Genomic DNA, 26,904 nt, shown 5'->3' with positions numbered 1-26,904 from the left:
AATACTGACGAAGGCATTCTCTTGCGGATCAATCGCTCCATCCAGGTCGAGGGTGCTTTTGGCGTACTGAAACAGGACATGGGTTTTCGACGTTTTCTCCTGCGAGGACAGGTAAAAGTACAGACTGAACTAATCTTGTTGGCTACTGCATTCAACATAAAAAAACTCCACAACAAGATCCGAGCCAACCGCTGTGGAGCATACTTACATATTCCCAAGGCCGCCTAAACAAAAAACGAAAAGTTATTCACAGGGGAAGGTCTTCCCTTGTTTTGTTGTGCCCAAATCGGGGCCTAAATGGTAAAATTCACTTTCGTAGATGTAATAATTTTTATGTCACAAATAACAAAGGGGCATGTCGCCCTACGTTTTCAATTAAACGTTTTGCGACAGCCCCATTTCATTCGTTATTCCTACCCTTAGGCGCGATGTCCGGCAGCCTCCCCAGTTGCTAAAGCATTGGACCATTTGCCACAACGATCTCCCCAGCGGGCAATTACTTGGCCCTGTTCAGTCATTTCAATAACCTCACAAAGATTTGGACAACCATTGCATTCAATACTGCCAGCCTTATACTCCATCTCGGCAACGCCAAAGCCCTTAAAACGGGTGGGCACTCCCTTAGAGACTGCATCTTTCGCCAACAGGGCTGCACCCACTGCCCCCATCACATTAAAGTACTTCGGTATCTGTACTTCCAGACCCAAGGCACTTTCAAAGGCTCTCTTCATACCTGCATTGGCAGCAACACCACCCTGGAAAACCACAGGTCCCAGTATTTCTTTACCCTTTCCCACATTGTTTAAATAGTTTCGTACCAGGGCCTCACAGAGGCCAGCTAAAATATCATCAAGATTATAGCCCATTTGTTGTTTATGAATCATATCCGATTCAGCAAAAACTGCACAACGACCGGCAATACGTACGGGATTTTTACCCTGGAGGGAAATATCACCAAACTCTTCAATCGAAATATTTAGGCGGCTGGCCTGTTGATCCAAAAAACTGCCCGTTCCTGCCGCACAAACCGTATTCATAGCAAAATCCGTCACCACTCCGTTACGGAGGATGATAATTTTACTATCCTGCCCACCAATCTCCAGTATTGTCTGGACACCTGAAACCAGCTGGGAGGCAGCCACCGCATGGGCCGTAATTTCATTTTTAACCGCATCTGATCCCACTACAATGCCTGTTAGCTGCCGACCGCTGCCGGTGGTTCCAACACCTCTGACCACTGCATGGGCGGGGAGTTTCTCTTTTATTTGCCTTAGGCCATCTTGAACAGTAGCCACTGGTTGGCCGTTGGTGCGCAGATATAAACTTTGCAAAATATGGTCCTGATCATCCATAAAAATTATATTCGTACTTACAGAACCAACATCAATTCCCAGATAGCCTTTCACTAGGATGTTAATGCCTCCTTATATTCCTCTTTCTTCTTTAACAGATCAATAAATGCCTCTAACCTTGTTATCATACCGGCTTCACCAGAATGTTCGTCCATTATCAGTGTCATAATCGGTATGCCGTTTTCCTCACTTACTTTTGGCAAAATGCTTTGGGCTACAATTTCCGGCATGCAGGTAAAGGGCAAAATTTGCACAGCCCCGGCAAAACCCTGTTGGGCATACCAGACAGCAGACCCTACTGTTTCCTCACCGTGTCCACCAACAAAATGATTTAAATAAGGGGGTGCTGCCTTCTTAAACCTTGCGGAGCTGGGTGCATTTCTAATTAATCCCATAAACAAGTGATCATTAATCCATTCACTTAGCATCATCGATCGATCGATCTCAGCACCTAAATATCCCAAATGACGTTCAATATTAACGTTGGCAAAGGGTTCTAAGAGAGTGTAAATTTCACCAATCAAGGCTACCTTTAAAACCGGACGCTCCCTATCAATCCCTACCGCCGCCATGATTTCCCTGGCTTTAGCCTGCGCCAGGATTAAATCCTTTGGTGTTTTAGCTCGATCGATTTCATGAATGGCTTGTTGCAAAGCGTTATCTGTGGCACCATGGACCAATTCTCTGGGACGTTTTTGATAGGACAGTTTCTCGATCTCATCTACAGCTTTGGCCTTGAGATAACCAAACCTTAAGGCCTGTATCACCCTAAGCCAGGGTTGGTTGCCTGTGATTTTTCTAATTCTCCCCAGCAATTCACCGATATGTTTCTCCGGTGGTTCCATTACCACTAAGTCAAAATTTACGTGCAAGTCCTTTAATATTTCATTTTCGACATATGCATAATAACCAAAACGGCAAGGGCCACAGCCACCTGCCATCATAATCGTGTCGGCACCCAGTTCACTGGCCTCAATAAAATTACCCACATTCAATTTCATTGGCAGACAGGCAAATTCCGGGGAATGTTTTACTCCCAGGTTGAGGGTCCTTTTACTGCAAGGTGGAGGTACAATCACTTCGATACCTAAAAATTCTAACAATCCCCGTAATGATACATACATATATCCCATATGCGGGAAAGTTACCTTCATCCCACCGCCCTCCTCCAGCGCACCATATCCAAGAAGGCTTCCACCCTGGTAATAATACCTGCCTCGCCGGTATGTTCATCTAAATTAATATTTAAAAAGGGCATTCTTCCTTCCCGTCTAATGAATCTTTCAATTAATTCCCCGGTCATTGAATCTGGCCCACAGGCAAAGGCAGCCACATGAATAATCCCGTCCACTGTGGATTTTTCATGAAAATGCAAAGCCCCTCCGGTTATTTTTTTGGAAAGGGTCCAAAATAGTTTTTTGGGGAGCTTTGCCGCCCCTTGTTCAATTTTCTGTTCTGTCAAATGATCCGCTGTTAGTACCTTGACCCCCATTTTATTTAATCGATTTAGCAAATTCATACTGATAAAGGGGTCATAAATATTATAGGGGTGGCCAATCACAGCAATGGTTAGGTCCGTGTTGATATTTTTTGACTTTGGTTCTTTTCCTTCTAAAATAGCCATGGCTTCCTCTGGAAACAGGCCCTGTTCTAACAGGTCTTGATATTGTTTTTGTTTCCTTAAGGCAACACCAAAGGCTAGACGGGATTTAAATATGCCTTTGCCAAAATAGGCTCCTACCCGCTGAACAAAATCAGTTACATCGCTTTGTTTCTTCCTTAAATTAAAGGAAGTATCCATGACCACCGGCAAATTCTTAATATTTTGCCGAACCATATCAGGAAATCCCAAAAACTTCGGGCAAATATATTCCCGCTGGGCCACACTTACCATTCGGGGTAAAAATATAACATCTACACCCTTATCCGCTAGATTTTGCACATGTCCAAAGGCTAATTTTATTGGCAGGCATGCTTCATCCACACATTGCTCTACCCCTCTGGTAAGAATCCCTTTGGTGGTGGGAGCAGAAACTACAACTTCCGCACCGAGTTGTTCTAAGAATTCCTTCCATAACGGGAAATAATAATAATAAAGTAAAGCCCTAGGTATTCCTACCCGAACAGACATTCATATATCCTCCTCCTGCACAGCTCCATCTAATATTATTGGCAAAATTTCTCTTGGCTATGCTTTCCTTTATAAAACTTGCTATAATATATTTAATAAAATAAAATATATTTCCTTATAAAGCCAAGGAGGAGGTTTGTCATGAGCTGCAGCACCTGCAATTCTGGAACAACGGGCGGCATTTCAGTAGGGAACAGTAATTATATGACCGAATTGACTAGGGTCATTGGCATCGAGGAAGCAAACAAATTACTGGCAGAAGATTATTCCTTTGTAAGTATGTATTTTAATCAAGCGGAACAAAAAGAGGTCTATGTATTAGCCAAGTTAAAACCCATTAGCAACAAAAAACAAAAAACCATTGGATTTATACCCAGAGATTAAGGCCGGGTTTCCCCGGCCTTAATCTCTGGGTTATTTACGTTTACTCTCCTTAGGCTGTTCCGTTAAACCAAGTTCCGTACCCAGTTCTTGCATCATCTCTTTCGATTTTTCCACCGTTTCCTCTAACATTCCCCGATCTTTTCTTTTGTTAGACATTCATTTTCCCTCCCACTTGTTAAATTAGCCAAACTATTTACGATTCTTTTTTGCCGTGTGATTCTCCGCAACACCAATTTCTTCGGCAATTTCTTCTGCGTTTTGCTCATTATAATTGCTGCTGGAAGTCATGGTACTGGTGTTGAAGGCTCTTTGTTTTTTAGCTTTTATTTTCACGGAACCCCTCCTTTTAGGCTAGACTGCATTATTAATGTGCGATTCATGACACCCAAATATACTAATAAAAAAATGGTCGCTGATAAGAAAAAAGAAAGCCCTGGTCTAACCAGAGCTTTCCATCCTATTTAAAATTTTCTTTTCATGGCCATGGTCAGGAAATAGGCTGCCCCACCCCACAACAATATCATCGCCAATACCATCATAAAAATCGCACTACCTGTCACCAGTAACGCCTCCTTTAACGAGCGATTGTTCATTTCTCCATTTGACAGAAGCCATGAGGCAGCCACCAACAGCTATGACAATTAGGACAAACCAACCAAACCAGAATAAAGCATCCTGTGGATATCCTTCGTAGGGTTTTTGAATATCCGCAATAAGTGTCATAATGCCGGTGTAACCTGCAACCAGAGGTGTAAGCACTTTTATGGAGAAGAGCCACCAGTTACCAACTTTAACGTCGGATATGGGATTGATATGCTCCTTGATGGATTTTAAATTAAACAACCAACCGATTAAGAGAACTTGCATTAAGCCGCCAAATACAATGCCAAAGTTATTTACAAAATGGTCAACGATGTCAAGAATATAAAGACCTGCGCCAGTAGCAAATAGAAGGCTGCAAAGAGCTGCTGTGCCTGTATAGATGATGGTAGCTTTTTTCCGTTCTATATCAAACTTATCCATAATACTAGCAATGGCTGCTTCGTTAATGGAAATCAAGGAAGTAATTCCTGCAAAGGCCAGAGCTAAGAAGAATAGTACCCCAAAGAATGGAGCGGCACTGCCAAGGGTACTAATGGCCGCAGGGAAGGTGATAAAGGCTAAACCCACTCCGGCAGTGGCAACTTCTTCAACGGTAACGCCCTGGGTTAAAGCCATATGTCCCAAAATACTAAATACTGCCATACCAGCCAATAAACTAAAGCTGCAGTTCGTTAAGCAGGTTGTGAAGGCATTACCCACAACATCAGAATTCTTGGGCAGATAACTGGAATAAGTAATCATAATTGCAAAACAAATACTTAAATCAAAGAAAATTTGGCCATAGGCTGCAGTCCAAACCTTATAATCAAAGATTCTGCTAAAATCAGGCTCGAACAGGAAGTTTAAGCCGGCTGCTGCACCAGGTAAGGTTACGCCGCGGATTACAATAAATACTACCATAAAAAACAGAACCGGGATAAGGATCTTGGTTATTCTTTCAATACCGGACTTAACCCCGGTGTAGAGGGCAACAAAGGCTATGCCCCAAGCTAGTGCAAGGGGTAATAAGATTTGCGTATTAATACCGCCTAGATTAAAGGGACTGTCTGTTAATTGCAAGTATTGGCCAAAGAAAAAGTCCTTGGGAGCATCTCCCCAGGCTTGGGTAATGGAAAAACCCGTAAAGGAAATCGCCCAGGCAATAACCACAACATAATATACAGCAATGAAAAAGCATACGAGAACCTGCCACCAACCGAGCCATTCCCACTTTCGGTTCATCTTAGCAAAGCTGAGGGGCGCACCAGCACGATACTTATGACCAATACCAAACTCTAAAATCATAATGGGTATCCCAGCAGTTAATAATGCAAATAAATAGCAAAGAAAAAAGATACCGCCGCCGTTATCAGCGGCCATGTAGGGGAATCGCCAAATGTTTCCTAAGCCTACGGCAGATCCAACCGCTGCCATAATAAATCCAAATCGACTTCCCCATTGTTCACGTTGTGCCAACTTAAACTCCTCCTAAAAACAAATATAATGCATCCACATAACACCTTTCTCCCAGGGACACCCCCCTTATATACATGTGTTAATTTACTGCACAAATGTTTAATTTCTTAATTTCTACACTTTTTAAAAAACACCTGCTTGATTTCATGTACAAATTATTGACACGTCTAAGGAGTGCTGATGTTTTATCGCGTCAGGTTTTTAGACAAGGCCCTTTACCGTCCGCTTTTTTTCTGTTCGACTGGGGGTTTTTGTTATTTCAATGTCACCATGGAATAGCCGCAAATAAAAAAAGACCGAAACGATTCGGTCTTGCAGAGGACGAAAAACGAAGAGCAGGTGACCAAAGGCCGCCCCCAAATACCAACGGAGGGCGGAGGGCTATTCCTGCTCCTCCAATGCCTTTTTCTTAGCTTTACGTTTCTTTAACCATTCCACGAGCTTGATAATCGAAGCACTTAACTCAAAGAGCAAGTATATTGGGGCAGCCATCATTAACGGTGTGATGATATCCGGTGAGGGAACCAAAACTGCACCTGCCACCACCGAGAAGAGAATGGCCATTTTCCTTTTCTTTACCATCCACTGATAGTCGATAATTCCCAGTTGGGCCAGTATAAAAGCTGCCAGAGGCAGTTCAAAAACCACCCCAAAGGGCAGAATAAACATCATGGCAAAGGATACATAGTTACCGATGGTTAACATCGGTAATAGTTCTTCTCCGCCAAAGTGCAACAGATATTTAACACCAATGCTAAAGACGGTGTAAAAGGAAAATAAAATACCGGCAATAAAAAAAATATAGGATACGATGACAAAGATGGTAAAATAAATCTTCTCAGTCTTGAGTAGGGCCGGCATAATAAATGCCCAAAATTGCCATAGGATAACCGGCAGGGCCGCAAGAAATCCTAGGAAGAAAGAAAGCTTAATTTTCGTCATTAATGCTTCTAAGATACCGATATAATGCATTTTATTGCCAGTGGCAAGAACCGGCTGAAGAACAATTTCGAGAATTCTATCGCTAAAAAACCAGCAAACACCAGCCATAATTACCGTAGCAACTAAAGAGATGATTAGCACCCGGCGTAGTTCCTCCATGTGCTCAATCATCGTTTGATCTTTTTCTTCTAGCAAACTAGCTACCCCCCTGTGCAGTGAATTAGCCTAGTTTTATGCTTGCTGTCTCTGATCGCCCCGTTGATACCCCTCAGACTGGGCTATTTCATCTAATGCTGCAGTGGCTAAATCCTCGCAAAACAAATCCACTTCCCCGGCAACTCGCTCATCCACTGTCTTTAGATAGCTTTTACATCTATCACACAGGTAAACACGATATTGTTTACAATCATCCAGCGTTATAAATGTTGTTTGCGAAGAGTTTTCATCCTTGCAATAGGGACAGCCTATTCTCTTAAATCGCCATTCCGTCTCACAGCGTCCACAATAGAGTTTTCGATGACCTTCCTTCCCCACGAGCTTCGCCATGGTGGGTTGATCACCGCAAACCGGGCAGTGATTATGATTCCATTCCGCCAAATCAATTTGCTTTAAGAACCCTTCCCCAAATGCCTTTAATATTGGTTTGAAGGTAGCTAAAGCAATAAAGTCAAGGAGACCCAAGGGCACTGCTAACCTCTTGGCCCATTCATACTTGTTTCCTTCTAAATAAAATAATGCCTCGATTAAATTCTTTTCCTCGAAAGAATTTAACCCCTTTAGCCCATTGATAAACTCATCGGAAACTGGCTGGGGACCAGCCTGCCATTTCTGGCAGGCCTGGGCCACAGCTAGCAGCCGTGCAAATATCTTTTCTGCATTTATGACCGGCGGGACAAGGGCCAAAGCAGCCTCACCCTGGGACCACCGGTTCATTTGTTGATGATCAATATCCGCTTTCCACTCTAATGATGCTATATCATGTTCCTGTTCCATTACTTCTAAATAAAAGTTGGCCAGTTTTTCAGTGCTTTTCTTTGTTCCCATTAGAGCCGCTCCTTTAATTAGTTTAGGCGGTCGCATTATGATGATGCTCTTCGTGATGATCCAGAACATTGAAGTTCTCAGCAGCAAAGCAATACACGAGAGCGCCGATTGCCACCAGACCTATACTTACAGCCCATTCCATGATGGATGGGAAGTACCAGCCGCCAATGGCCGCTGACATGCCGGTAAAGACCACGTTCATACGGTTGAAAATCAATCCACCGCTGACCAGGACACCAAAGGTAATCAGGCCTTTACGTGTGTTGCTATAGCCGCTAAAGGCAATAAAGATGGGAATCATGACGCCTAACACAACTTCCAACAGGAATAGGTTCCCCTCTAAGTTGCCCTTAAATATCAGGTTAAATACTCCCCTATTTACCAAATCAAAGAACTTCAGGCCCAAGTAAAGGATCATAAAGACCCCGGAAATTCGCACTAGACCCCGTAACACATGGATGGGTACTTCGTGCTTAAAGGCCCTGCCTGCCAAAGCTGTTTCCACACAGATCATGGCGGGCCCCACAAAGAAGGAGGACATCAAGAATAGCAGCCCCAAATAGGGTGACCACCACAAAGGATAAAGTTTATCCACCATAATCAGGTATAAAGCACCCAGTGAGGATTGGTGCAAGGTGGGGAAGATAATACCAATGATCATGAGGACAGGCAAAGCCTTCTTAAACATAGCATGATATTTAGTACCAACCTTCTCCGTTACTACCTCCCCAAACTCTAAAACCTGAACCGTGGTGTAACAAGATACACACCAGAAAACTTCAAACAACACAGAGGCATGACCCCAGGAAACAAAGGGCCGCCAGAAGTTAAACCATTGACCGATATCCATAAATAACCCGGCCATTACCAATATATAACCCAATAATGAAGTTAACATGGCACTTCTGGCAATGGCATGATACTTACCACGATGCAATACATGGACAATAATGGCTGTACCATAACCACCACCGGCCAGAGCAACACCTGTTAAGACGTCAAAGCCAATCCACAGGCCCCAAGGCCACTTATCACTGAGGTTTGTGGTCATGCCTAGGCCTACGGCAAGACGGAATATCATGCAAACTACACCAAGACCAGCCAGTAAGAATAATACTTTACGAGCGGGAGTCATGGTGAATTTCCAATTATATTCCTTTATTTCCTGTAGCAATCCCTTATTTGCCGACATTATTTTCCCCCCCAATAACCTTTTGGTTCACCATTTTTTCACTATCATCAAACGTGTAAAATTTTAAGGATGATAGCAGCGGCCTACATGTGAACATTTTTATCCTTCTCTGCAGCAATCTTTTCACGCCGCTTGGTGTAATGATACAAGGCAGTCAATAAAGTACCCCAGCCCACCGCAATAACTGGTGTCCACTTTAAAAAATCGTGGGAGTACTCCGGCAACGGCCTGGTACCCAAATTGGGACGGAAACTAAAGTTTTCAAAGGGCACGTCGGAAATATAGAGCCAGGATGTGCCACCGGCTTCTTTTTCACCCATTACTTTTTTAATATATTTAGGATCACGGTTAATACGCTGCCATGCTTCTTTAAGCAGTTCATCCCGCTCGCCGAATTTCAAGGCTCCTGTGGGACAGGTATCCACACAGGCCGGGCCTAAACCATGGCCCAGGCGATCATACTTGCCATTGGGATCAAAACAAAACTGACATTTTGCAATTAACGGAAACTGCTTATCCCATTCATATTTAGGAATATCAAAGGGACATGCCAGCATGCAGTAACGACAACCTACGCAAAGGTGAGGGTAATATACCACAGCCCCTGTCTTGGGATCTCTCTGTAGTGCTTTAGCAAAGCAAGCTGAAGCACAGGCAGGATGTAGACAATGCATACACTGCCGCTTACCGGAGCGCATGGTATAATCGTTATCTTTTTCAATTACCTCTATTTGCACGGTGGTATAGGTATAACCATCCATATCCGGCGGGCTGGTTAGACCATCCTTAAAAGCAGGGTTGCTGGATGGCAGGTCATTCCACTGCTTGCAGGCCACCTGACAAGCTTTACAGCCCATGCACCTGGTTATATCAACTAATACACCTTTTGACATTTATTACACCCCCATTTAGCAGCACGCTTTAATGTTTGCCGGTTTTCTTAATATTGCATAAGAAAGCTTTGTATTCCGGAATATTGGTATTCGGGTCGCCTACACTTGGTGTCAGGTCATTGGCCGAAGCACCCGTGGCAATGCCTTTATAACCAAAGCACCAAGGCATACCGATGACTTCAACCTCTTTACCATTTACGTTAAGTGGTACACAGACACCAGAAACAGCAACCTTACAGGTGATTTCGCCGCGTATCGTTTCAACGATTACATCATCACCTGTATTAACACCAATTTTACGGGCCAGTTTAGGCGAAATATTGGCAAACATATGAGCAGAAACCTCTGCTAAGGTGGGGCAGTTACGGGTAATGGCACCGCTCTGATAGTGCTCGATAACCCGATGGGTGGTACCTACATAGGGATACTTGTCACTGCCGGTATCCGCTATTTTACTAAAGTCACCCTTAAATTTAGTGGCTAAGGGCATCGTCTGCTGCTTAGAAATAATGTTTTGTACCGGACTTTCGATGGGTTCATAGTGTTCCGGCAAAGGCCCGTCATTAACTCCCTTGACCGCAAACAAACGTCCCCGGCCTTCCTCTTGCATCAGGAAAGACACCGTTTTATCAGGGGTTACGGGGGTTGCTTGACCGCCCGGTTCCTTTGCTGGTTCCACTGCTTTAAAGTCAGGTACGTCTGCATTCTCCCATTTACCAGCCAAGGCATCCCATTTAATGAGGGGCTTTTGGGGATTCCACGGGTTGCCAGCCGGGTCTGCGGAGCATCGGTTATATACAATACGACGGTTTGCGGGCCAGGCAAAACCGTATTGGGGAAATAGACCTAACCCCGATTTATCTTTATTCATCCGGCGTTTGGCGGCAACGGTATTGGCTTCCTTATCCACATACCAGTAGCCGGTATGAATCCAACAACCGCAGGCCGTGGACCCGTCGTCCATTAGCTTGCCAAAACTATCCAAGGCCTTATTGGAGCCAACTTCAAAACCATTGATTTCCAAGGCCACTTGATCAATGTTGGGTTCATCTTCGCCAGGAATGTCATAATTCCATACCATGTTAAATATTGGGTCTGGGTATTTGCCACCGCTTTGATATTCTTTTTTAACAGCTTTAAACAGCCTATCGGCAATCCAAAGATCACTCTTGGCTTCACCCGGTGGATCAACAGCCTTATAACGGAACTGCAACCAGCGGCCGCTGTTGGTTACGGTACCTTCCTTCTCATAGGACATAGCAGCAGGCAAGAAAAATACCTCTGTATTTATTTTAGTGGGATCTGCCTCAGGGCGATGCCAGAAGGCAGAGGTTTCTGTTTCAAATAAATCTACAGCCACCAGCCAATCTAATTTTTCCATTGCTTTACGCCCTTGGAAAGAGGAGGGACCACCTACCGCAGGGTTTTGACCCCAGGCTATCATTCCTTTGATATTACCCTCGGACATCTCTTCAAAAATCCCCATATGGGTACGGTTTTTGCCATCATGCTTTGGTACATAATTAAAGCCAAATTCATTTTCCTTCGTGGCCTTATCCCCATACCAAGCCTTTAGCATACTAACTACAAACTTACCACGGTTGGACCAAAAACTTGTTTTGGGTACATCCTTGTCCATGTAGTCCTGCAGCGTTTTGTGTTTGCTGGCATAAAACATTGGGTTATAACCAGGCAGTAAGTGATTCAGCATGGCAAAGTCAGTGGAACCCTGCACGTTAGATTCTCCACGTTGGGCATTCACACCGCCGCCAGGAATACCAATGTTGCCCAGGAGAAGTTGCAGTACACTGAGGGCCCGGCAGTTCTGGGAACCATAGGTGTGTTGGGTAATACCCATCGCATAGATCACGTTACCTGCCTTATCTGGCTTGCCCGTAGAAGCGAATAGGGCATAGGTCTTCTTGAGAACTTCCTCAGGCGTACCGGTAACTTGTGAAACTGTCTTTAGATCATAGCGACTAACGTGTTTTTTCAGAAGCTGGAAGGCACAGTTAGGATCTTGCAAAGTGGGATCTTTCTTGATGGCCTCTTCTCTAATGCCATCCTTTACAGGATCTCCATCCATTTGATATTGCCAGGTCTTGGCATCATAGCTCTTAATACCATCCTTTTCAACTAGCCCTGAGAACACCCCATCTTCGAATTTATACTCGGGGTTAATTAGGAAACTGGCGTTGGTGTAATTAACCACATAATCTTTAAAATGCAAATTATTTTCAATGATATAGTTAATTAATCCGTTAATATAAGCGATATCCGTACCAGGGCGGAGACGAGCATGCATATCCGCAAGTCCTGCGGACTTGGTTAGTCTGGGATCCACAACAATCAGTTTGGCTCCCTTGTCCTTAGCTTTCATGATCCACTTCATAGCCTGAGGGTGGTTTTCAGCAGAGTTGGAGCCAATCATCAGAAATACATCACTATTCTTAAAATCAATAAAGTGGTTAGTCATTACACCCCGTCCAAAAGAAGCAGCCAAACCGGCTACTGTGGAGGAGTGTCAGAGACGGGCGTGGTGCTCGATGTTAATAAGCCCCCACGACCTAAACATTTTATGCATCAGGTAGTTTTCTTCATTATCTAACGAGGCACTACCAAAGGTAGCAATGGCTGTTGACCGGTTTACTGTCACACCCTTACGATCTTTTTCTTCAAAGGAGGCATCTCTCGTTTTCTTAACTCGCTTGGCAATCTCAGATAGGGCCCAATCCCAGCTTTTTTCTTCCCATTTGGTGCTGCCAGGAGCTCGATAGAGAGGTTTGGTAATGCGAAGCCTGTTAATTACACGGTTACCCTTTTTTTCAATTGTGTTATAGGTGTCAATGATTCCATTACCCTTAGAGCAAATGGATCCTTCATTAATGGGATGATCCGGATCACCCTCACAGTAAATGATTTTGTTATCGTTATTGGCATATAGGATAATGCCACAACCACAACCACAGAATGCACAAACTGTAAAGGTTTCCTTTACCTTTCTGATTTTAGAAGGTAGGTTCTCTCCCGTAATTTGATGATGGGCCTCAGAAGCTATGGCGGGGGTTGCCACTAAGGTCAACCCCGCAGTCCCCAGCCCAATATTTTTTAAAAAGTCGCGCCTGCTTATTTTTCTCATGGAATTAACCCCCTCGGTTTAACCGGGATTATCTTTATTGGGTTGAAACTCTGGTGCTACTTCTCTTCTTCCTTAGCTGGAGCAGCTTTCTCTTTTTTCTCTTCCTGCTCAAAACTTGCCGAAGTAGCTCTTCTAAATTCACTTACTGTTTTACCCATGGCTTTACCTACCTCTGGTAGTTTGCCAGGGCCAAAAATAATTAATACCACAACTAAAATAAGTATCAAGTGAGTCGGTTGTAAAATTCCCTCGAAGAAGACGTTCAACCCCCTTTCATCCATTAATTTTGTGTGAGACATGTTTCACATTGATGCATTTTTAAAAACAAGACATACTACTAACATTATGCCAAACTTGGGACATGTTTTGCAACACATATTGTTTTGTTGCCTTTAAATTCTAGTGAATTATTATTCTTTAGAAAAAATTAATTATTTTCTCATAAATTAGGTTTGGTTTGGTATGTCCCCTGCTTTTCAAAGTTCTTTTTGGCAAGTATAATAATGTTGTATTTTTCGAAATTATATAGGCTATAATTAAAAATCAACGGCCTTGTTTATTGGCTTTTTCGCTTTAATAAAAGTTACACTTTACATTGCCATAATTTTTATAACATTGCAGACATATTTCACAATTAAAATTATTTTATATTAAGTATATTCATAAACTATTCCAAATATTCAAATGGGGATGTGCATACTATTGGATAAGCATTGCCCTTATTCTGCCGTTATTTTAGCAGGTGGCAGCAGCAGTCGTATGAAGACGAATAAAGCATTATTGCAATTAAATGGCAAACCCATGCTAACAATAATCATCGAGAAACTCCAGCCTTTTTTCCAGGAAATAATCATTATCAGCAACACCCCGGCTCAGTATGCCAATTATAACCTGCCGATCTATACGGATATATTTCCCAACCGTGGGCCACTTTCTGGGATCCACAGTGGATTAAAAAACATTACCAATCAGGCTGCCTTCTTTGTTGCCTGTGATATGCCGTTTTTAGATTCATCCTTTGCCATCAAATTAACGGATTACCTTGGTCAATTTCAGGCTGTGGTTCCCCGTCAAGGCAAATACCTGCAACCCTTACACGCAGCCTATCGAAAGGATTGCTTGCCCGCTGTGGAGCAGGCTTTACAGTTGGAGTGTACCAAAATAAGATCCTTTTATGACCTAGTTGAGGTAAAATATTACGATTTAATTGATAATGCCGATTATAACTGGGAAAAAATATTCTTTAATGTAAATACCCCTGAGGAGTACCAAATGGCGCTTAATATATCGTAACAGCCTTGGGTCATGGTCATTAAGCCTCGGAGTAACGTTTTTCGTGACAAAAAACAAAGGGAGTGCCGCTTGCTGCTGTTCCAAGTAGTTTTTTGCGGCACCCCCTTATTTTTTCTATTAATCCTCTTGTTTATCCGGTTTGCGAGCGGGTTCGGGCATTGCCTGACGGATCTTATCCTTGGGCTTAAAAATTGAAGGCCTTTTATTTTGAACCTCCACTGGTGTGCGAACGATTACCGAAAGCATGGCCGTGGCATTAAAGGGAATTAATGGCCACAGGTACGGAACACCCATGGATTTTGTCCGAATCAAATAAATTAAAACGATGGCAGAGCCAATAATCAAGCCCGGCAAACGGAAGGCAGCGGTGGCCAGCAGCAGAAACAGCCTTACTAATCGAATGGCCCAACCCATTTCATAGCTGGGAATCATAAAGGAAGCCACGGCAGCTATGGCAGTATACATAACAACCTCTGCGTTAAATAAGCCAACGCTTATGGCCACATCTCCCACTAGAATGGCAGCAATAATACCCGTGGAAGTGGCAAGTGGGGTAGGTGTATGAATGGTGGCCAGCCTAATCATATCAATGGCCAATTCCGCCAATAAAAACTGTACAATGATTGGTATCTTACCCGGTTCATTCGGCCCAATGAACTTTAATGCCGGGGGCAAGAGTTCCGGCTGGATGACAAAGAGAAACCACAGTGGCAGCAGGAACAAGGCACCTAGTACTCCCGCATAGCGTACCCACCGGATATAAATACCGATGGGAGGCCCCTGCCGATACTCTTCTGCTGATTGCAGGTGATCCCACAAAGTACTGGGAGCAATAATAATGCTGGGGGAAGTATCCACCATGACTAATACCCGACCTTCCAGCAAATGTGATACCGCCACATCCGGGCGTTCCGTAAAACGCACTTTTGGGAACAAATTACCATACTTGCCAGGTTCTATTATTTCCTGAACGGCCTTTTCCGCCATGGGAATACCGTCAATTTTAATTTTCTGCAATCTATCCTTAATGGTTTTAACCAAATCGGGGTTTGTCACATCTTCTATGTAAGAAATTACTACATCTGTTTTCGAGCGGGTTCCTATCTGCATTACTTCATTTCTCAATCGGGGGTCCCTTAACCGCCTCCGGATTAATAAGGTATTCATTAAAACGGTTTCCACAAAACCATCCCTGGGACCCCTTACTACCTTTTCCAGATCCGGTTCCTGGGGGGAACGGGAAGGATAAATCCGCAAGTCAATAATCAGTGCTTGCTCCTCTCCCTCTATTAAAAGGGCCAGAGGACCACTTAAGACCTGGTCAATTACCTTATCTAAATCCCCAACCGGGTCAACTTGAATGTGATTGATATGCTCATTAAATAATTTTTTTAAGCTGTTGGGAGAAACATCTGGTCTCTTAAGCTCGTCCAGATTTCTTAAAATTAAGGACATTACATCATCTTTGACAAAACCATTGACAAAGTACATGGCAATTTCTTTTCCTGCCACATTAAAACGCCTTAATACGATATCAAAACTTTTACCATAGCCCAAAACACTATTGAGATAGGCGATATTTCTTTCTAAGTTTGAGGAAATCTTTGGTGCTTCCTTTTCTACTGTAGCTGCTCCCAAACAAAACCACTCCTTTCGATGATTTCTTGTAAAGCCCTGGTGGTCACGGGGGCCCCATAGTGGTAATCATCCGCCCCATACATTTTGCCAATATCACCAATACCAACAACCACCGGAACATCAAGGTCGTTCAATATTTCTACGGTATCCCCCTGAAGCTCAATGCGCCTGGTGGTTCTGCCAAATTTATTGACCGGTCCTTTAACCACTGCTCCTGTATCGGTAATGGACACATCAACCTTGGCACCGTCACAACCACCACTGTTGGAAGCAACAGCCAGTACCCCCAAAATATTTATCTCCGGGCTGTTATAAACTTCCATCATGGCCTTTTCTCCCAAACCTTGTCCCTCGACCCCTTTATCATCAAACATCACAATAACCGGATCATGGGCCGCAGATTTAATCAGTTCCACCAACCTTTGGCCAGTCAAACGGGTAGGATTACCTGCTGACATGGATATGCACCGGGCCCCTATATTTTTGGCAGCCACCTCCAAAGTGCGCCGGGCAATTTGGTCCCCATCTGTAACTAAAATTACATTTCTTTTTTGACTCATTTAAACCACCTACCCCTTGGGTTTAAAAACCAGGGCCGCCAAATAGCCAAACACCACTGCTGCTGTGATTCCTCCTGCTGCAGCACCTAAGGCACCCTTAAACACCCCTAGTAAGCCAGAATTCTTTGCCTCTGTGATGGCACCCTGGGCCATCAGATGACCAAATCCCGTTAGTGGTACGGTGGCACCGGCACCGGCAAAATCTACCAAGGGTTGGTAAAAACCCAAAGCACTAATAATTACTCCAAGGGTGACAAAGACCACTAATATATGGCCTGGGGTAATTCTATGACTGGTCAAATCCATCAGAAGCTGTCCCATTAAACAAATGGCACCCCCTACCAGGAAAGCTTTGAGCAGCATTTCTTTACCCCCTTACATTTCAATGGCCACAGCATGTGCAATACCAGGGATCGTTTCCCCCTGTTGACAACTGCAAGGTGATAATAAAGCACCTGTACCAATACCAAGAAATTTTTTAATCCTTCCCCTGTTCATTTCATTTAATATGTAGCCACAGGTCACAACTGCCGAACAGGCACAACCACTGCCTCCGGCATGTGCATCCTGTTCTTCAGCAAAAATCAATACACCGCAATCCTGATAGGTGTGGGAAGGTTTTACACCTTGCTGTTCAGCCAGCCTTACCACCAATTCCCTGCCGTATTTGCCCAGATCCCCCGTGGCAATTAGGTTGTAAAATTCTAAAGTCCGACCTGTATCTGAAAGATGTTTTAAAAGTGTGTCAGCGGCAGCCGGGGCCATGGCTGCTCCCATGTCACTGGCATCTCCTTCACCAAAATCAATAACTTTGCCAACGGTTGCATGTGTTATGCGCGGTCCAGCTCCCTGTGCCGCCAACAGCATAGCACCGGCACCAGTAACCGTCCACTGTGCAGACATTGCCCGTTGTACCCCCTGCTCGATGGGAAAACGGAACTGCCTTTCCGCCGTTGCATAATGGCTGGAAGCACCGACCAATACATATTCTGCATAACCACCGTCTATCAGCATGCTGGCGAGGGCTAAGCCCTCATACATTGTTGAACAGGCACCATACAATCCCAGAAAGGGTATCCCTATATTTCTGGCTGTAAAATTTGCGGCAATAATTTGATTTGTTAGGTCGCCGGCCAATAAGTAATCGATCTTTTCAATTTCTAACCCGGACTTATAGATGGCCAACTCAAGGGTTTCTTGAAATATTTTTTGTTCTGCTTTCTCCCACGTACTTTCATTGTAATATAAGTCATCTATCGTTTTATCAAAGGTGTGCCCCAGTGGTCCTTGCGCTTCTTTGGGTCCTGCTATACAGGCTGAAGCAATTATGACTGGTGGGTTCTTAAAAACAACGGTCTGCAGACCAAGTTTTTTAGGCGAAGTGATCCTTTGACACCCCCGTTAAATGGAAAATAGATAGGTTATCAAACCAGCAAGCCATGAACTAAAAATGCCAAAAACAAGAACCGGTCCGGCAATGGTGAATAGCCTTGCTCCTGTGCCAAAAATCATGCCTTCACCTCGATACTCCATGGCTGGGGCAACCATTGAGTTGGCAAAACCAGTAATTGGCACAATCGTTCCTGCCCCTGCATATTTTGCTATTTCATCATAGACACCCAACCCCGTTAAAAAGGCTGCTAAAAAAACTAAGACCGCCGATGTGGCCAGCCCTGCATCCTGTACACCAAGCCCCAATCTGTTAAAGTAATCCGTCATAAGCTGTCCCAGGGTACAAATCAAACCGCCTACCCCGAAGGCCAAAATACTATTTTTAACCACGGTAGGCTTTGGCTTTACCTGCCGTACCAATTCTTTATATGTTTTTTTGTCAAATTTAAAATCTCCTGAGGAAATCATTTAAGTATCATTTCACACCACCTTTTGCTTTTTCTGTCATTTACATTAGGTATTATGTGTTTTTAAATTTCTTTTATGCTTTCAAAATGATAAGTGAAGCACAGGGACGGTTCTCCCGCTTCCTTTAAAGGAAGCGGGAGAACCGTCCCTGTGCTTCTTAGCTGCCTGTTTGCTGCATTAACTCTTTTAGTTTTCTTAAAGCCTGTCTCTCTAAACGGGAAACCTGCACTTGCGAAAGGCCAAGCCGCAGTGCCACTTCGGACTGAGTTTTGTCCTCAAAAAACCTCCATAATAAAATTTGACGATCCCTTTCCGGCAATTCAATTAAAACTTGTTTAATCGCTAATTTTTCCAACCAAGGAGCTTCCCCATCCTCTTCCCCGCTAAGCTGATCCAATATATAAATTGGATCACCATCATCCTGATGCAGCGTTTCATAAATTGATGTTGGCATTTGCGCTGCTTCAAGGGCATTAACAACTTCTTCACGATTAACGCCAAGTTCTTCCGAGATCTCATTGATCGAAGGTTCCCGGCCCAATCTCGCCGTAAGCCGGTCCCTGGTTTGCTGAATTTTGTAGGCCGTTTCCTTGAGGGAACGGCTTACCTTGACGGGACTGTCATCCCTTAGAAAACGTCTGATTTCACCTACAATCATAGGTACAGCATAGGTTGAAAATTTAACATCATAGGTTAAATCAAATTTATCAATGGCCTTCATTAACCCGATACAGCCAATTTGAAACAGATCTTCTAACTCATAACCCCTATTACTAAACCGCTGCACCAAATTAAAAACCAATTTTAAATTACAGTTGACTAATCTCTCCCTCGCTTCACTATTACCAGCCTGTGCCTTTATTAGCAAATCTCTCATTTCCTTGTCACCTAATAGAGGGAAGCGGGGAAGATTCATTTCCAGGAGCCTTGAAGAACTCATCGACATCCCGCCTTTGCTAATTGGCACGGGTCCGGGCCCGGGCACCTCGCAAACCGATTCGCTTAAACATTGTCACAGTGGTGCCTTTTTCAGGCTGGGAATCCACCTGCATACGATCACTAAATGATTGCATAAATACAAAGCCAAGACCCATTCTTTCTGGATCTGTGGAATATGCCGGCTGCATGGCAAGATGGATATCTCGAATACCAATGCCCTCATCGGCTACTTGTATCTCTAATCCTTCTTTATAGATGGTTGCTGTTACACGGACGATTTTATCTGGCTTATTTCGATAGCCATGCAGGATCGCATTGCCTACTGCTTCTGAGACAGCAACCTTTATCTCTTCAAGTTCTGGTAGAGTACAATCCAGTTGTGAAGCAAAGGCAGCAATGGCTACCCTGGCAAAGCCAACATTTTCAGGTATACTGGTAAAATCAATGGAACAGTGATTTAACATCTTCACGATATATCAACTCCTTTACACAATTTTAGCTAGGGCCACCGTTTCATCCGGGTATTCCTCCATTATTTGCACCAGACCTGAAAGCTCTAGTATTCTGTGTACCTGGGGCTGCGCACCAACCAAAATAACTTTTCCCCCACTATTTACTAAGCGCTTATAACGCCCTAGAATTACGCCTAGGCCTGAACTATCGATAAAGGTTACACGGGATAGATTAATTACTAAATTTTTTGCTCTCTTTTCAACTAATTCATTATCTAAAGCTTTACGCAATTTATCAGCCACGCCGAAATCCATTTCCCCTCCCAGACGAACTAACAAGGTGTCCTGTTTTTGTTCAATATCTACTTGCATAACGGTACCTGCCTCCTCTGCATTGGTTATATTTTCCATATTTCTACCTAAATTTAGAATTACCTTCTAATTTTTTCCAAAATGAATGTCGAAAAGCAGCCCATCAGCGGCTGCTTTTCCTATTCTAAAACTATTCCATACTATAAACACGTTCCAGCATATCATTTAAAAGCTTCAGCGGGGAGGCTTTATTAATATCCTGGGCCGCAATCAGATCAACTTTCAATACTTCTTGACCATCCTTATTTAAAACATATTGTCCAATTACCTGCCCTTTATTGATCGGTGCATCGATACTTTCTGGTAATTTAATGTTGCCCTGTATGGTTTTTTCCTGTCCCTTGGGGACTACCATACCCACTGGATCTTTGGTAATAATTTTCACCTGATCCGCTACACCCTTATCGACCTTAATTTCTTTAACAACTTGACCGGCCTCAGCCATGGTTACTGCTTTGTATTTAGCAAAACCATAGTTAAAAATTTTAATGGTTTCTTGGAAGTGGGTTCTTGGCATGGGGCAACCCAATACCACGGATACCAGTCTGAGACCATCTCGCTTAGCTGAAGCAGCTAAACAATAGCTAGCCTCATTGGTCCAACCAGTTTTTCCGGCATCTGCCCCGGCATACCATTTTAAAAGCTTGTTGGTATTCCATAATTTAAAATCGCCACCACGCAAATCGTACTCGTAAATTGCTGAAACTTCCCTAAAAAGCGGGTAACGCAAGCATTCCCTGAGCACTTGGGCCATATCGTAGGCAGAGGTATAATGGTTTTCTACCGGTAGTCCTGTGGGATTCGAAAAATGAGTATTTTTTAAACCCATTTCCTCGGCCTTTCCATTCATCATGGAAACAAATTCTTCTTCAGAGCCCCCAACATATTCAGCCATGGCTACACTGGCATCATTGGCCGAGCCAGTGGCGATCGAAATCAACATTTCCTTTACGCTAAGTTCTTCACCTGGTTCCAAGAAGATTTGTGAGCCACCCATGCTGCAAGCATGTTCGCTGGCGATTACCTTATCTGAGGTTTTAAACTTTCCTTGGGCCTCCGCTTCGCAAATAAGCAACATGGTCATTAGCTTGGTAACACTGGCCATTGGTTTGGCAACATGCATATCTTTATTATATAAAATTTGTCCGGAGCTATAATCCATTAAAACTGCAGTCTCAGCAGCGGTTTCTAGCTGTGCAGCCGGGGCCTTTTCCTTTGCACTACTAGACTCGGCTGCCTGTGGACTTGCAGGCTGAGCCAATGCCGTGCCCACTGCCAATAATAAAACTAACATTAAGGAGATGAATACTGTACCAATATTTTTCACTTTTCTTGTCATAACCTTTCCCCCTATAGTCCTAGTTATTGCTTCTATTATTGTTATCTTTAAATCTTGTAATATGCTGTAAACTATAGAGGGAGTTTATGGAAAAAGAGGTACTTTATGCACCTCCTTTTTGGCCGTGAGCCGTGACCCAGGGCTAAGCTAATCGCTATAGATCTTCTTTGGTTACCTTACCCAGTAAAATATCCTTGGCTTCAACCGGTTCCCTTTGTAAAACATAGGCCTGTCTAAGCATGTCTGCAACTTTGGTAATCTCCTTATTTTCATTAACATGCAATTCAGCGATTACCTCACCTTTGTTTACAAAATCACCAACTTTTTTTCTTAAGACCACACCCACAGCCAGGTCAATCACAGATTCCTTGGTGGCACGGCCAGCTCCCAGCCACATGGCGGCCAGGCCAACCTGTTCCGACTGGATTTCTCTAACATACCCATCGGTCAATGCGGTTACTTGGTGTATATCAGAGGCTTGGGGCAATAGATCAAAATGATCCACTACCTGGGGGTTGCCCCCCTGGGCCTGAACAAATTCTTTTAATTTATTTAAGGCTGCACCACTCTTTAACAGGTCTTCTAATTTCCTGCGGGCGGCCAACTGGTCTTTTTCAATACCTGCTAAACCAAGCATCTCACAGCCCAAACAAATACATATTTCTTTTAAATCAGCCGGACCGTTATCCCGTAGGGTTTCTATGGCCTCTTTTACTTCCAGGGCATTACCTATGGCAAAACCCAAGGGTTGATCCATATCTGTAATCAGGGCCACTGTTTGTCGCCCCAGGCGATGTCCAATTTCAACCATTGTCCTGGCTAAGCTAAAGGCATCTGAGGGGTTTTTCATAAAAGCACCACTGCCCACTTTTACATCCAAGACAATGGCATCTGCACCGGCTGCTATCTTTTTACTCATGACAGAAGCGGCTATGAGGGGAATGCTTTCCACCGTGGCAGTGACATCCCGCAAAGCATAAAGTTTTTTATCCGCCGGTGCCAACTGCCCCGTTTGGGCCACAACAGCCAATTTCAAATTTCTTACTTGTTCCAAAAAGCTTTGATTATCCATTGTTACCTTAAATCCGGGAATCGATTCCAGTTTATCGATGGTACCTCCGGTATGCCCTAAGCCACGGCCGGACATCTTGGCTACCGGTACACCAGCTGCAGCCACTAAGGGACCAACAATCAAGGTCACCTTATCACCGACGCCGCCGGTACTATGTTTGTCCACTTTTATCCCCGGAATCCCCGAAAGGTCTGCCTGGTCCCCGGAACGAGCCATAGAAATAGTTAAATCACCCGTTTCCCGGGGGGAGAAGCCTTGGAAAAATGCAGCCATCAGAAAAGCTGCGGCCTGGTAGTCTGGTATCTTGTCATGGGTATAACCCTGCACGAAGAAGTCAATTTCCTCCGAGCTAAGCTCCAGCCCCCGCCTTTTTTTCAGGATAATGTCAACCATTCTCATGCTCTAATACCTTCTTTCTATTCTCCTTACGATTGCAATATTTCGGGCGCAAAGCTTTTCCCAACATTAAAGGTAATGCCAAAAAGGTCGGCTAAGGTAGCCGCAACATCGCTAAAGGACGACCTTACGCCTAGGTTAACACCACTTTTTATCTGTTTCCCATAGACAATTAAGGGTACATATTCCCTCGTATGATCGGTGCCGGGCGTGGTGGGATCACAGCCGTGATCCGCTGTAAGGATTAATAGATCATCTGGCAGCATGGCTTCCATTATTTCCGGCAGCCTGCGGTCAAAGGCCTCCAATGCCCCGGCATAACCCACCGGGTCATTGCGGTGACCATAAAGGGAATCATATTCTACCAAATTGGCAAAAATAAGTCCTGCCTCTGTATCCTTCATAAAGTTTAAGACTTGATCAATACCATTCATATTATCCTTCGATTTAACAGAATCAGAGATGCCTACTCCTGCAAAAATGTCATATATCTTTCCTACTCCCATTGTCTTAATGCCTGCCTCTTGAAGAAGGGTTAAAATGTTGGGAACCTGAGGAGACACAGCATAATCATGACGATTGGCAGTACGTTTGAAAGAACCAGGGCTTCCCACAAAGGGACGAGCTATCACTCGACCTACTTTATGTTCCCCGTCTAACATTTGCCGGGCAATTTCACAAATTCGATATAATTCTTGTAATGGAATAATCTCCTCATGGGCAGCTATTTGAAAGACACTGTCAGCCGATGTATAAACAATCGGAAGGCCAGTTTCCATATGCTGTTTTCCTAATTCTTCAATTATTTGAGTGCCGGAGGCAACAACATTGCCTAGTATTTTTCGATTAATTCTTTTCTCAAATTCCTCAATGACTTCTCTGGGAAAGCCCTGTGGGTAAGTACGAAAGGGGGTTTCTAGGATGATACCTGCCAATTCCCAGTGTCCTGTGGTAGTATCCTTGCCCATCGATTTTTCGGCCATTTTGCCATAGGCCCCCATTGGATTGGCAATGGCCTCAACGCCCTCTATAGGATGTATGTTGCCAAGCCCCAACCTACCCAAGTTAGGTAAATGGATGCCCTTTACTGCCTTAGCCACATTCGCCAAGGTATTGCTCCCCTGATCCCCGTAATCTCCGGCATCCGGTAATTCTCCTATACCAACACTGTCTAATATAATGAGTGAAACTCTTTTAACCTTCTTTTCCGTCAACTCTATCACCTCTATAAAATTATCAAGCCCTCGGATGAGCTTTGGTATATACCTCTCTAAGTCTTAATTTCGTTAGATGGGTATATATTTGTGTGGTTGATATATCAGCATGGCCAAGCATTTCTTGAACGGCCCTAAGGTCTGCTCCGTTTTCTAATAGGTGTGTGGCAAAGGAGTGTCTTAGGGTATGGGGAGTGATCGTTTTATTTATTTTTCCTTCCTTGGCATACTTTTTGATAATCTTCCAAAAACCTTGACGGGTTAACCGGTTGCCTTGTACATTCACAAAAAGAGCCTGGTGCTCCGGTTTACCCTTTGTTAGTTTGACCCTGGATCTTGCCAGATATTCCCTGATGTAGTTTGCTGCAATTGAACCAAGGGGAATGATTCTTTCCTTAGACCCTTTACCCAAGCACTTTACATAACCCATGTCCAACTCTACATCCCTAATATTTAAAGAGACCATCTCAGATACCCTAATTCCTGTTGCATAGATTAGCTCCAGCATGGCCTTATCTCTTAAACCTGCGGCAGCAGCCAATTGCGGTTGACATAATAGATTTTCCACTTCCTCCGCGGAAAGTACATGGGGTAATCGTTGTGTTAATTTTGGTGATTCAAGATTTACCGTATGATCCTCTGAAATCAACCCCTCTGAAACTAGGAAGCGATAAAAATGTTTTAGTGCTGCTAAATGCCGTGAAATCGTAGCAGGTGCCTTACCATCCTTTTGCAGTTTATAAAGGTGGGATAAAATATGATTTCGATCAGCCTGCTCCAGTGAACGAACACCCTGATTTTTTAAATGTGTTACGTATTGACTGAGGTCTATTCGGTAGGAGGCTAAGGTATTTTGGGCTAGACCCCTTTCAACTGACAGGTAATGAATAAATTCTTCCAACCAGCGTTCCATTTTCCTCCCCCTTAACATAAAAAATAGTCCAACTTGTTTGGACTATTTCAACAGAAACCATTTAATCCCTTTTTATTTTTTACCCTGTAGATGCTTTAACAGTTGTTCTATTATATTTTCCAAACCGTGGTTTTTTTCATCCTCCCCACAAGTATTTGGAACGGGACTGATAACCTTCATCGAATTACCAGTGGGCATTTTCTCTTCAGAATAAACCCCGATCCCCTTCAACATACCTGCCAGTTGAACCAGTAATATCGCCAATATCGTTAAGACCAGAGTAAACCTCATGGCTTTTAAGATTTTTCGTTTAATACCGGCAATGAATACAATCCGCACTTTTCCCCCTCCCGTCTATCCATTGTCAGACGTCAGCCTTCAGCCTTACTTATATATCTAAAAATATGCTTAAAATTGGTTTTTTAGAATCGTTCCTCCTGTCGTCTTGGGTGACAGCCTAAGGATGACAGAACTAGCGGTTTAGACCAAACCATGTTTTCGTATAATTTTTGAAAGTGTCACAAAACTATTTCCTCAGCCATATCCTGGTATAAACACTAGGTTTGGAGGTGCCTTATGAATCAAGATCAATCCCGTTTTTTAGACGCCCAAAGTCCATATACTCTTTTTTTAATTTTAATATTATTAATTTTAGGTACAGAAAAAGACCTGGAAAATCACCTGGAAAATGCACGGAATTTTATTTTGGAAACCAAGCGATCCATCGAAAGTTTTCGGGTGGGTTATGAAACCATGCAAACCAATTTAATGTCCTTTCATGCACAGCTTATGAATTTACAAAAATAATTTAGACCTCCTCGGGGGTCTATTTTTATTTTCTTAGCATATGCAAGGATTACCACGGCATAGGATTTTTAAAGTGGATAAAAATGGTTGGCCTGGGGAGGAACACAACATGCAAAGAGCCAATGTTATTTTATTAATACTTATATTAATGGGCTTTTTTGCGGAATCTGCTCTATTGGCCACCGCCGGCTGTATCCTATTGGTATTAAGATTAAGTAAAATGAATCGATTGATGCTTACTTTAGAAAGAAGGGGCCTGGAAGTTGGTTTAATATTTTTAATGTTATCCGTTTTAGTTCCCCTGGCACACGACAATATAATATATAAAGACTTAGTTATGAAAACCCTTTCCCCCCAAGGACTACTGGCCTTAATCGGCGGTGCCTTGGCAACCCATATGAATGGGGAGGGTTTGAAGTTATTAAAGCTTGATCCCCAGCTTATTTTTGGCATGGTGATGGGATCCATTTTGGGTATCGTTTTTCTCGGTGGCATTCCCATTGGCCCATTAATGGCAGCCGGTCTCACTGCCTTATTCTTAGAGGTTTATTACTGGTTTAAATAATAAGGCCCCGCCTTCTTGTAGTTGGCTGGGGCCTTATTATTCAATAATCATTATTCTGTTATCCGATACCTATTTTTATAATGCCAGGCCAACACTGCCTCCGCAAAGGCTACCATTTTTTTGGTCATACCACCACCGACTTCACCATTGAGGCGGCTGGGTAATTCACCCTTATCTATTTTATCATAATCCGGGATACCCAACTCTGCCGCCATTTCGTTTCTAAATTCTGCTAAGGCTGGTTTTACATAGGGAACGAGTTCTTTGGGGACTAAACCTGAAAAAGCTGTACTTCTAATCAGATCATACGGCACATCTACCCGGGTCAATTCCTTCGACATGTCGTTTC

At 43.5% G+C, this 26,904-nt stretch carries 32 protein-coding genes; 5 read left to right on the top strand and 27 right to left on the bottom strand.

Features of this window, described 5'->3' with window-relative positions:
* A partial coding sequence (locus V6C11_RS11835; RefSeq protein ID WP_333531367.1) for a transposase occupies positions 1-228 on the top strand: 228 nt, incomplete at its 5' end.
* Between the two features lie 191 nt (positions 229-419).
* On the opposite strand, the gene V6C11_RS11830 is transcribed toward V6C11_RS11835, so the two are convergent.
* The 3 genes from V6C11_RS11830 to V6C11_RS11820 are packed head-to-tail and all read right to left on the bottom strand — an operon-like array spanning position 420 to position 3,483.
* Positions 420-1,406, bottom strand: a complete 987-nt coding sequence (locus V6C11_RS11830; RefSeq protein ID WP_333531366.1) for an acyl-CoA dehydratase activase — start codon at positions 1,404-1,406, stop codon at positions 420-422.
* The gene (locus V6C11_RS11825; protein WP_333531365.1) at positions 1,406-2,506 is read right to left on the bottom strand and encodes a CoA protein activase; all 1,101 of its coding nucleotides are present in this window, start codon (positions 2,504-2,506) and stop codon (positions 1,406-1,408) included. Before V6C11_RS11825 ends, V6C11_RS11830 begins: the two co-directional genes overlap by 1 nt.
* Positions 2,503-3,483: an acyl-CoA dehydratase activase-related protein gene (locus V6C11_RS11820; protein ID WP_333531364.1), complete on the bottom strand. Its 981-nt coding sequence runs from the start codon at positions 3,481-3,483 to the stop codon at positions 2,503-2,505. The genes V6C11_RS11825 and V6C11_RS11820 overlap by 4 nt, the downstream gene beginning before the upstream one ends.
* A 141-nt stretch (positions 3,484-3,624) precedes the next feature.
* On the opposite strand from V6C11_RS11820, the gene V6C11_RS11815 reads away from it, so the two are divergent.
* Positions 3,625-3,867: a hypothetical protein gene (locus V6C11_RS11815; RefSeq protein WP_333531363.1), complete on the top strand. Its 243-nt coding sequence runs from the start codon at positions 3,625-3,627 to the stop codon at positions 3,865-3,867.
* A gap of 30 nt (positions 3,868-3,897) precedes the next feature.
* On the opposite strand, the gene V6C11_RS11810 is transcribed toward V6C11_RS11815, so the two are convergent.
* From V6C11_RS11810 to tatA, 10 genes are all read right to left on the bottom strand, one after another.
* Positions 3,898-4,023, bottom strand: coding sequence for a hypothetical protein (locus tag V6C11_RS11810; protein WP_333531362.1), 126 nt, complete (start codon positions 4,021-4,023; stop codon positions 3,898-3,900).
* A gap of 33 nt (positions 4,024-4,056) precedes the next feature.
* Positions 4,057-4,200: a hypothetical protein gene (locus V6C11_RS11805; protein WP_333531361.1), complete on the bottom strand. Its 144-nt coding sequence runs from the start codon at positions 4,198-4,200 to the stop codon at positions 4,057-4,059.
* Positions 4,201-4,328: 128 nt separating this feature from the next.
* The gene (locus V6C11_RS11800; protein WP_333531360.1) at positions 4,329-4,427 is read right to left on the bottom strand and encodes a MetS family NSS transporter small subunit; all 99 of its coding nucleotides are present in this window, start codon (positions 4,425-4,427) and stop codon (positions 4,329-4,331) included.
* The gene (locus V6C11_RS11795; RefSeq protein ID WP_333531359.1) at positions 4,417-5,925 is read right to left on the bottom strand and encodes a sodium-dependent transporter; all 1,509 of its coding nucleotides are present in this window, start codon (positions 5,923-5,925) and stop codon (positions 4,417-4,419) included. The genes V6C11_RS11800 and V6C11_RS11795 overlap by 11 nt, the downstream gene beginning before the upstream one ends.
* A gap of 381 nt (positions 5,926-6,306) precedes the next feature.
* Positions 6,307-7,062, bottom strand: a complete 756-nt coding sequence (gene tatC / locus V6C11_RS11790) for a twin-arginine translocase subunit TatC (RefSeq protein WP_333531358.1) — start codon at positions 7,060-7,062, stop codon at positions 6,307-6,309.
* 36 nt (positions 7,063-7,098) lie between these two features.
* Entirely contained in the window at positions 7,099-7,911 is an 813-nt protein-coding gene (locus V6C11_RS11785; RefSeq protein ID WP_333531357.1) for a formate dehydrogenase accessory protein FdhE, read from the bottom strand.
* A 22-nt stretch (positions 7,912-7,933) separates the two neighbouring features.
* Positions 7,934-9,103, bottom strand: coding sequence for an NrfD/PsrC family molybdoenzyme membrane anchor subunit (nrfD, locus tag V6C11_RS11780; RefSeq protein ID WP_333531356.1), 1,170 nt, complete (start codon positions 9,101-9,103; stop codon positions 7,934-7,936).
* 83 nt (positions 9,104-9,186) lie between these two features.
* Positions 9,187-9,996 (bottom strand): 4Fe-4S dicluster domain-containing protein, encoded by an 810-nt coding sequence (locus tag V6C11_RS11775; protein WP_333531355.1) that lies wholly within the window; start codon positions 9,994-9,996, stop codon positions 9,187-9,189.
* Between the two features lie 28 nt (positions 9,997-10,024).
* On the bottom strand, positions 10,025-13,135 hold the full coding sequence (gene fdnG / locus V6C11_RS11770) for a formate dehydrogenase-N subunit alpha (RefSeq protein WP_333531354.1): 3,111 nt from the start codon (positions 13,133-13,135) through the stop codon (positions 10,025-10,027).
* A gap of 56 nt (positions 13,136-13,191) precedes the next feature.
* Entirely contained in the window at positions 13,192-13,416 is a 225-nt protein-coding gene (gene tatA / locus V6C11_RS11765; RefSeq protein WP_333531375.1) for a twin-arginine translocase TatA/TatE family subunit, read from the bottom strand.
* Between the two features lie 421 nt (positions 13,417-13,837).
* Between tatA and mobA the strand changes: the two genes are divergently transcribed.
* Positions 13,838-14,428, top strand: coding sequence for a molybdenum cofactor guanylyltransferase (gene mobA / locus V6C11_RS11760; protein WP_333531353.1), 591 nt, complete (start codon positions 13,838-13,840; stop codon positions 14,426-14,428).
* A 117-nt stretch (positions 14,429-14,545) separates the two neighbouring features.
* Here mobA and V6C11_RS11755 read toward each other — a convergent pair whose 3' ends face one another.
* The 13 genes from V6C11_RS11755 to V6C11_RS11695 all read right to left on the bottom strand — a co-directional run bounded on the left by V6C11_RS11755 (position 14,546) and on the right by V6C11_RS11695 (position 25,522).
* A complete protein-coding gene (locus tag V6C11_RS11755) occupies positions 14,546-16,066 on the bottom strand; it encodes a spore germination protein (RefSeq protein WP_333531352.1) in 1,521 nt (506 codons plus the stop codon).
* Positions 16,048-16,626: a stage V sporulation protein AE gene (locus tag V6C11_RS11750; RefSeq protein ID WP_333531351.1), complete on the bottom strand. Its 579-nt coding sequence runs from the start codon at positions 16,624-16,626 to the stop codon at positions 16,048-16,050. Before V6C11_RS11750 ends, V6C11_RS11755 begins: the two co-directional genes overlap by 19 nt.
* A 9-nt stretch (positions 16,627-16,635) precedes the next feature.
* Positions 16,636-16,989, bottom strand: coding sequence for a stage V sporulation protein AE (spoVAE, locus tag V6C11_RS11745; RefSeq protein WP_333531350.1), 354 nt, complete (start codon positions 16,987-16,989; stop codon positions 16,636-16,638).
* 12 nt (positions 16,990-17,001) lie between these two features.
* Positions 17,002-18,012 carry a stage V sporulation protein AD gene (spoVAD, locus tag V6C11_RS11740; RefSeq protein WP_333531374.1) on the bottom strand — a complete coding sequence of 337 codons (1,011 nt, stop codon included), beginning with the start codon at positions 18,010-18,012 and terminating at the stop codon, positions 17,002-17,004.
* Between the two features lie 15 nt (positions 18,013-18,027).
* Entirely contained in the window at positions 18,028-18,486 is a 459-nt protein-coding gene (gene spoVAC, locus V6C11_RS11735; RefSeq protein ID WP_333531349.1) for a stage V sporulation protein AC, read from the bottom strand.
* Positions 18,487-18,643: 157 nt separating this feature from the next.
* Complete coding sequence (gene sigF, locus V6C11_RS11730) at positions 18,644-19,426, bottom strand: RNA polymerase sporulation sigma factor SigF (RefSeq protein WP_333531348.1); 783 nt, start codon at positions 19,424-19,426, stop codon at positions 18,644-18,646.
* A gap of 16 nt (positions 19,427-19,442) precedes the next feature.
* Positions 19,443-19,889 carry an anti-sigma F factor gene (gene spoIIAB, locus V6C11_RS11725; RefSeq protein ID WP_442886069.1) on the bottom strand — a complete coding sequence of 149 codons (447 nt, stop codon included), beginning with the start codon at positions 19,887-19,889 and terminating at the stop codon, positions 19,443-19,445.
* Between the two features lie 21 nt (positions 19,890-19,910).
* Complete coding sequence (gene spoIIAA / locus V6C11_RS11720; RefSeq protein ID WP_333531373.1) at positions 19,911-20,249, bottom strand: anti-sigma F factor antagonist; 339 nt, start codon at positions 20,247-20,249, stop codon at positions 19,911-19,913.
* Positions 20,250-20,379: 130 nt separating this feature from the next.
* Positions 20,380-21,588, bottom strand: a complete 1,209-nt coding sequence (locus tag V6C11_RS11715) for a D-alanyl-D-alanine carboxypeptidase family protein (RefSeq protein ID WP_333531346.1) — start codon at positions 21,586-21,588, stop codon at positions 20,380-20,382.
* 154 nt (positions 21,589-21,742) lie between these two features.
* Positions 21,743-23,059, bottom strand: coding sequence for a pyrimidine-nucleoside phosphorylase (locus tag V6C11_RS11710; RefSeq protein WP_333531345.1), 1,317 nt, complete (start codon positions 23,057-23,059; stop codon positions 21,743-21,745).
* 26 nt (positions 23,060-23,085) lie between these two features.
* Positions 23,086-24,270 carry a phosphopentomutase gene (locus V6C11_RS11705; RefSeq protein WP_333531344.1) on the bottom strand — a complete coding sequence of 395 codons (1,185 nt, stop codon included), beginning with the start codon at positions 24,268-24,270 and terminating at the stop codon, positions 23,086-23,088.
* A 22-nt stretch (positions 24,271-24,292) separates the two neighbouring features.
* A complete protein-coding gene (gene xerD / locus V6C11_RS11700) occupies positions 24,293-25,183 on the bottom strand; it encodes a site-specific tyrosine recombinase XerD (RefSeq protein ID WP_333531343.1) in 891 nt (296 codons plus the stop codon).
* A 72-nt stretch (positions 25,184-25,255) separates the two neighbouring features.
* On the bottom strand, positions 25,256-25,522 hold the full coding sequence (locus V6C11_RS11695; protein WP_333531342.1) for a hypothetical protein: 267 nt from the start codon (positions 25,520-25,522) through the stop codon (positions 25,256-25,258).
* Between the two features lie 237 nt (positions 25,523-25,759).
* Here V6C11_RS11695 and V6C11_RS11690 point away from each other — a divergent pair, with 237 nt between their 5' ends.
* Together V6C11_RS11690 and V6C11_RS11685 are read left to right on the top strand one after the other, a co-directional pair.
* Positions 25,760-25,990 carry a hypothetical protein gene (locus tag V6C11_RS11690; RefSeq protein WP_333531341.1) on the top strand — a complete coding sequence of 77 codons (231 nt, stop codon included), beginning with the start codon at positions 25,760-25,762 and terminating at the stop codon, positions 25,988-25,990.
* A 109-nt stretch (positions 25,991-26,099) separates the two neighbouring features.
* On the top strand, positions 26,100-26,555 hold the full coding sequence (locus V6C11_RS11685) for a DUF441 domain-containing protein (RefSeq protein WP_333531340.1): 456 nt from the start codon (positions 26,100-26,102) through the stop codon (positions 26,553-26,555).
* 50 nt (positions 26,556-26,605) lie between these two features.
* Here the strand turns inward: V6C11_RS11685 and V6C11_RS11680 are convergent, their stop codons facing one another.
* Positions 26,606-26,896 (bottom strand): alpha/beta-type small acid-soluble spore protein, encoded by a 291-nt coding sequence (locus V6C11_RS11680; protein WP_333531339.1) that lies wholly within the window; start codon positions 26,894-26,896, stop codon positions 26,606-26,608.
* Between the last annotated feature and the right edge of the window lie 8 nt (positions 26,897-26,904).

It is taken from the genome of Desulfotomaculum sp. 1211_IL3151 (assembly GCF_036763075.1).
Taxonomy (GTDB): Bacteria; Bacillota; Desulfotomaculia; order Desulfotomaculales; family Desulfotomaculaceae; genus Desulfotomaculum.
Note: the sequence above shows the minus strand (reverse complement) of the source record. Positions and strands in the feature narration are given on the sequence as shown.